This is a genomic window from Mesorhizobium sp. M7A.F.Ca.AU.001.01.1.1 (genome assembly GCF_004022735.1).
Lineage (GTDB): Bacteria > Pseudomonadota > Alphaproteobacteria > Rhizobiales > Rhizobiaceae > Mesorhizobium > Mesorhizobium ciceri.
On the sequence record NZ_RZPF01000384.1, the window covers coordinates 1 to 6,141 of the forward strand.

Below are 6,141 nucleotides of genomic sequence, written 5' to 3' on the forward strand. Positions count from 1 at the left end.
CATCCATGATTTCGGCGCGGCCGGTGACCGCCGCCAGAGGAAAGCCGCCGGCCAGGCTCTTGGCCATGGTGGTGATGTCGGCGGCCACCTCATGGTGATCCATAGCAAACATCTTGCCGGTGCGGGCAAAGCCGGTCTGCACTTCGTCGGCGATCAGCAGCATGCCGTGCTGGTCGCAAAGCTTGCGCAGCGCAACCAGGAAATCCCGCGGCGCGTCGTAGAAGCCGCCCTCGCCCTGAACCGGCTCGATGATGATGGCGGCGACGCGCGCCGGATCCACATCGGCCTTGAACAACCGGTCGAGCGCCGCCAGCGAGTCGGCGACCGAGACACCGTGCAGCGGCACAGGAAACGGCGCATGGTAGACATCGCCCGGCATGGCGCCGAAGCCGACCTTGTAAGGCACGACCTTGCCGGTCAGCGCCATGCCCATGAAGGTGCGGCCATGGAAGCCGCCGGCGAAGGCAATGACCGCCTGACGGCCGGTGGCATTGCGGGCGATCTTGATGGCGTTCTCGACAGCCTCGGCCCCGGTGGTGACGAAGATCGTCTTCTTCTCGAACTTGCCGGGCAGCATGCCGTTCAGCCGTTCGGCCAGGCGCACATAGCTCTCATAGGGCACCACCTGGTGGCAGGTGTGGGTGAAGCGGTCGAGCTGTGCCTTGACCGCCTCGATCACCCTGGGATGGCGATGCCCGGTGTTGACGACGGCGATGCCCGACGAGAAATCGATATAGCGACGCCCCTCGACATCCCAGATTTCCGAATTCTCAGCCCGGTCGGCATAAATCTGCGTGGTCATGCCGACGCCGCGGGAAATCGATTGGTTCTTGCGTTCGGAAATGGCTGAATTCTTCATCGTATCCCTCACCGGGCCGGCGCCCGTCCTGTTTGATGCCGTTGAGATGTCTTCTGACCTTATTTCACGTTTTCCTCAAGTCGGCACCACCGGCAGGCGATTGGGCCTGCGGTGGGCAGATCCCGGCGCTTAGCCAGTCGGGCGATACACGTACGAGACCGGTTTCCTTTTCCCGGGGATCGACTATCCTCTGGATGGCCGCGAGGCACCGCGATCAGCGAGCGGCCCGCGGTCGGGAGAGCCCATGAGCAGGAACGTGACTTCGCCCGTCTCGCAGCCATCGGTCAAAGCTCCCGGTCTTTTGTCTTTTCCAGCCGCCCCGGCGCTTTTCGCCTGCACGGCGGCGCTGCTTCTGGCCGGCTGTCAGAAGCAGGAAGCGGCGGACAAGAAACTGCAGATCATGGTGCGCACCGAAACGGTGGCGATGGCCGACTATGCGCCAAGGACTTCGCTGACCGGGGTGATCGCGGCGCGTACGCTGAACAATCTGTCGTTCCGGGTCGGCGGTCGCGTCGCCGAACGGTTTGTCGATGTCGGCCAGCATGTCGATCAAGGCACGGTGCTCGCCCGCATCGACCCGCAGGAGCAGGAATCCGACCTGCGCTCGGCGCAGGCCGATCTTGATGCAGCCAAGGCGCAACTGACCCAGTCCGTTGCCGCCTTCGAGCGGCAGAAAACGCTGCTGGCGCAGGGCTTCACCACCAGGCGCGACTATGACGCCGCGGACCAGGCCCTGAAGGTGGCACAAGGCAGCGTCGAAGCCGCGCAGAGCGCTTTCTCCAACGCCCAGCAAAACCTGTCCTTCACCGAGCTCAAGGCCGGTGCCGCCGGCGTGATCACCGCCCGCCAAGTCGAAACCGGCCAAGTGGTGCAAGCCGCGCAAACCGTCTTCACCGTCGCCGAGGACGGCGACCGCGACGCGGTGTTCAACGTGCAGGAGACGCTGATCGCCAAGACACCGGCATCGCCTGCGGTGACGATCACGCTGTTGTCCGATCCGCAGGTCAGGGCAACGGGCAAGGTCCGCGAAATCTCGCCTGCGGTCGACCCGGCTTCGGGCTCGATCCGGGTCAAGGTCGCCATTCCCGACACGCCCGCCGGCATGCCGCTGGGAGCAGCCGTCATCGGCTCGGTAAGCGCCAAGCCGGCGAAGGCGATCCTGCTGCCCTGGCAGGCGCTGACGTCCAGCGGCGGCAAGCCGGCGGTCTGGATCGTCGATCCCTCGACCAAGGCGGTGACGATGGCGCCGGTCGAAGTGCTGGCGTTCAATTCGGGCACGGTCGTGATCGCCAGGGGACTGGACGAAGGCCAGAGCGTCGTCACCGCTGGAGGACAGCTGCTCAGCCCTGGACAGACGATCGAGATATCGGGAGCGGGCCAATGAGCCGGACGCCGCGCATCCTGCTCGGCGTGCTCATGCTCGGCGCGCTGGCATCCTGCTCCAGGTCGGAGGAAAAGCCGCCCGAGATCATCCGGCCGGTGCTGTCGATGGTGATCGAGCCGCGCACCACGCAAGTCTTCGGTTTTGCCGGATCCGTCGAACCGCAGGTCAGCGCCGATCTGGCCTTCCGTCTGCTTGGCCGGGTCGTCTCGCGCGACGTCCAGGTCGGCGACATCGTCAGCAAGGGCACGACGATAGCGGCACTCGATCCGACCGCGCTGGAGTTGTCGCTCCAGGCGGCCAAGGCGGAACTGTCCAATGCCGAGGCGCAGTTCGCCAACGCCGCCGCCAGCGAGGAACGGCAGCGCCAGTTACTCGCCTCGGCCAACGCCACGCAAGCTGTCTTCGACGCCGCGCAGCAGGCGCGCAAAGCTGCGGAGGCAGGTGTCGAGCGGGCCAAGGCCTCGCTTGCCAAATCGCAGGAACAGCTCGGCTATGCCAGGCTGTTCTCTGATTTCGACGGTGTCGTCACCGCTGTCGGCGCCGAAGTTGGCCAGACGGTCTCGCCCGGCCAGACGGTCGTCACCGTGGCGCGCTCGGACCTGCGCGAGGCGGTGGTCGACATTCCCGACCAATTGACCGGTGATCTCGCGGCCGGCACGCCCTTCCAGGTCATCCTGCAGTCGCTGCCGACGATCCAGACCGGGGCTAAGCTGCGCGAGATCGCACCGCAATCCGAGGGCTCGACCCGCACCCGGCGCGTCAGGTTGACGCTCACGGATCCGCCACAGGCCTTCCGGCTCGGCTCCACGGTGACGGCGACCCGCGTGACCAAGGTGGCACCGACGATCGAACTGCCCATGTCGGCGCTGTTCGAAAAGAACGGTTCCGCGAAAGTGTGGATCGTCGACCCGCAGACATCGAGCGTGAACGCACGCGACATAAAGGTCGCGTCGAAGAATGGCGGCACCTTCACGGTGACCGAGGGGCTGGAGGCCGGCATGCGTGTTGTCACGGCGGGCGTCCACAGCCTGAGCGAAGGCCAGAAGGTGACAGTGCCCGAGGGAGGGGCCTCATGAAAGGCTTCAATCTCTCCGACTGGGCGCTCAACCACCGCTCCATGGTCTGGTATTTCATGCTGGTCTTCGTCGTGGCTGGCGTGTTCTCCTACCTCAATCTCGGCCGTGAAGAAGATCCCAACTTCACCATCAAGACGATGATCATCCAGGCCAACTGGCCGGGCGCCTCGGTCAAGGAAACCGTGCAGCAGGTGACCGACCGGATCGAGAAGAAACTCGAGGAACTCGACAGCCTCGACTACACCAAGTCCGTCACCACGGCCGGCCAGACCGTCATCTTCGTCAACCTGAAGGACACCACCAAGGCACGCGATGTCGTGCCGAACTGGATTCAGGTGCGCAACATGGTCAATGACATCGGGGCACAGTTTCCGCAGGGTGTGCAGGGCCCGTTCTTCAACGACCGCTTCGGCGACGTCTATGGCAACATCTACGCCTTCACATCGGACGGGCTGACGCCGCGCCAGTTGCGCGACTATGTCGAGGATGCCAGAACAAAGATCCTGACCGTGCCCAACGCCGGCAAGGTCGACCTGGTCGGCGCCCAGGACGAAGCGATCTATCTCGAATTCTCAACCCGCCAGATCGCCGCCCTCGGCCTCAACCAGCAAGCGATCGTCGCCAGCCTGCAGGCGCAGAACGCGATCACGCCGTCCGGCGTCATCCAGTCCGGGCCGGAGCGCATCAGCGTGCGTGTCGGCGGGCAGTTCACCTCCGAGGAAAGCCTGCGCGCCATCAATCTGCGCGTCAACGACCGCTTCTTCCGCCTGAGCGACGTAGCGACGATCACACGCGGCTATGTCGATCCGCCGACGGCACTGTTCCGTTTCAACGGCCAGGACGCGATCGGGCTCGCCATCGGCATGAAACCCAACGCCAACCTGCTCGAATTCGGCGAGGCCCTGCACAAGGAGATGGACAAGGTGCTGGCCGACCTGCCGGTCGGCGTCGGCGTGCATCTGGTGGCCGACCAGCCGGTCATCGTCGAGGAGGCCGTCTCGGGCTTTACGCGTGCGCTGTTCGAGGCGGTCGCCATCGTGCTCGCCGTGTCGTTCATCAGTCTCGGCATGCGCGCCGGCTTCGTCGTGGCGCTGTCGATCCCGCTGGTGCTGGCCATCACCTTCACCGTCATGGCCTATCTCGGCATTTCGCTGCAGCGTATTTCCCTGGGTGCGCTGATCATCGCGCTCGGCCTTCTGGTCGACGACGCGATGATCGCGGTCGAGATGATGGTGGCGCGGCTGGAGGTCGGCGACAATCTGCGCAAGGCAGCGACCTATGTCTACACGTCGACCGCCTTTCCGATGCTGACCGGTACGCTGGTAACTGTCGCCGGCTTCATCCCGATCGGCCTCAACAACAGCGCCGCCGGCGAATATACCTTCACCCTGTTCGTGGTCATCGCCGTTTCGCTGCTGGTGTCATGGATCGTGGCGGTGCTGTTTGCGCCACTGCTCGGCGTCACCATCCTGCCGGCGACGATGAAAACCAAGCATCACGACCAGCCGGGCCGCTTCACCTCACTGTTCCGGCGCGTGCTTGTCGGCTCGGTGCGCCATCACTGGCTGACCATCATCGCCACCGTGTCGTTGTTTGCCGGCTCGATCGCCGGCTTCGGCCTGGTGCAGCAGCAGTTCTTCCCGCCATCGGACCGGCCGGAGCTGATCGTCGACTGGAACCTGCCGCAGAATTCTTCGATCGCCGACACGCGCGACCAGATGGAGCGGTTCGAGCAGCGGGCGCTGGTCGGCAATCCCGACATCGACCATTTCTCGTCCTATATCGGCCAGGGCGCGGTGCGTTTCGTGCTCGCCTATGACGTGCAGCCGGCCAACCCCTATTTCGGCCAGACCGTCATCGTCACCAAGAGCATCGAGGCCCGCAACCGGGTCAAGCCGGCGCTGGAAAAGCTGCTGCGCGAGGAGTTCGTCGGCACCGACGCCTTCGTCAAGCCGCTCGAACTCGGACCGCCGGTCGGCCGCCCCGTGCAATACCGCGTCGGCGGTCCCGACATCCAGACGGTGCGCGAACTGGCGCAGCAATTCGCCGGTGTCATCTCCGCCAATCCAAAGCTCGCTGCGCCGACCTTCGACTGGAACGAGCCGCAGCGGGTGCTGAGGGTCGACGTGCTGCAGGACAAGGCACGCCAGCTCGGCATCACCTCCTCCGACATCGCCAGCGCGCTGAACAGTACGGTCGGCGGCGCCACCATCACGCAGGTGCGCGACGCGACCTACCTGATCAATGTCGTGGCCCGCTCCCGCGGGGCCGAACGCGGCTCGATCGAGACGTTGCAGAACATGCAGTTGCCGACCAGCACCGGCGAGGCGATCCCGCTCGCGGCGGTCGCCAACTTCCGCTACGATCTGGAGCAACCGACGGTGTGGCGACGCGATCGCATCCCGACCATCACCGTGCGCGCCGGGCTGGTCGGCGACGTGCTGCCGGCCACGGTCGTCAACGAACTGAAGCCATCGGTCGATGCCTTCACCGCCAAGCTGCCGCCGGGCTATTCGATCGCCACCGCCGGCTCGGTCGAGGAGAGCGCCAAAAGTCAGGGACCGATCGCCGCCGTCGTGCCGTTGATGCTGTTCGTCATGGCAACGATCCTGATGGTGCAGTTGCAAAGCTTCCAGCGCCTGTTCCTGGTCGTGGCGGTGGCGCCGCTCGGCACCAGGGCCGCCACCACGCCGATCAGGCCGAGCGGAGCGCCGCTGGGCTTCGTCGCCATCCTGGGCGTGCTGGCGCTGATCGGCATCCTGATCCGCAATTCGGTCATCCTGATCGTGCAGATCGAGGATCTTGTTCGAGAGGGCAAGGAC

The 6,141-nt window shown here is 65.1% G+C and carries 4 protein-coding genes; 3 read left to right on the top strand and 1 reads right to left on the bottom strand.

Annotation, left to right across the window (positions count from 1 at the left end):
- A partial coding sequence (locus EN884_RS21850) for an aminotransferase class III-fold pyridoxal phosphate-dependent enzyme (protein WP_128360730.1) occupies positions 1-859 on the bottom strand: 859 nt, incomplete at its 3' end.
- A 244-nt stretch (positions 860-1,103) separates the two neighbouring features.
- Here EN884_RS21850 and EN884_RS21855 point away from each other — a divergent pair.
- From EN884_RS21855 to EN884_RS21865, 3 genes are all read left to right on the top strand, one after another.
- On the top strand, positions 1,104-2,243 hold the full coding sequence (locus EN884_RS21855) for an efflux RND transporter periplasmic adaptor subunit (protein WP_063169983.1): 1,140 nt from the start codon (positions 1,104-1,106) through the stop codon (positions 2,241-2,243).
- Entirely contained in the window at positions 2,240-3,319 is a 1,080-nt protein-coding gene (locus tag EN884_RS21860; protein ID WP_024503446.1) for an efflux RND transporter periplasmic adaptor subunit, read from the top strand. Before EN884_RS21855 ends, EN884_RS21860 begins: the two co-directional genes overlap by 4 nt.
- Positions 3,316-6,141 (top strand): efflux RND transporter permease subunit (locus tag EN884_RS21865; protein ID WP_164895100.1); only part of this gene is annotated, 2,826 nt, incomplete at its 3' end. The genes EN884_RS21860 and EN884_RS21865, both read left to right, overlap by 4 nt.

What these genes read in the sequence shown, in the direction of transcription:
- EN884_RS21855 (WP_063169983.1), top strand. Translation starts at nt 1,104, where the DNA reads ATGAGCAGGAACGTGACTTCGCCCGTCTCGCAGCCATCGGTCAAAGCT.
- EN884_RS21860 (WP_024503446.1), top strand. Translation starts at nt 2,240, where the DNA reads ATGAGCCGGACGCCGCGCATCCTGCTCGGCGTGCTCATGCTCGGCGCG.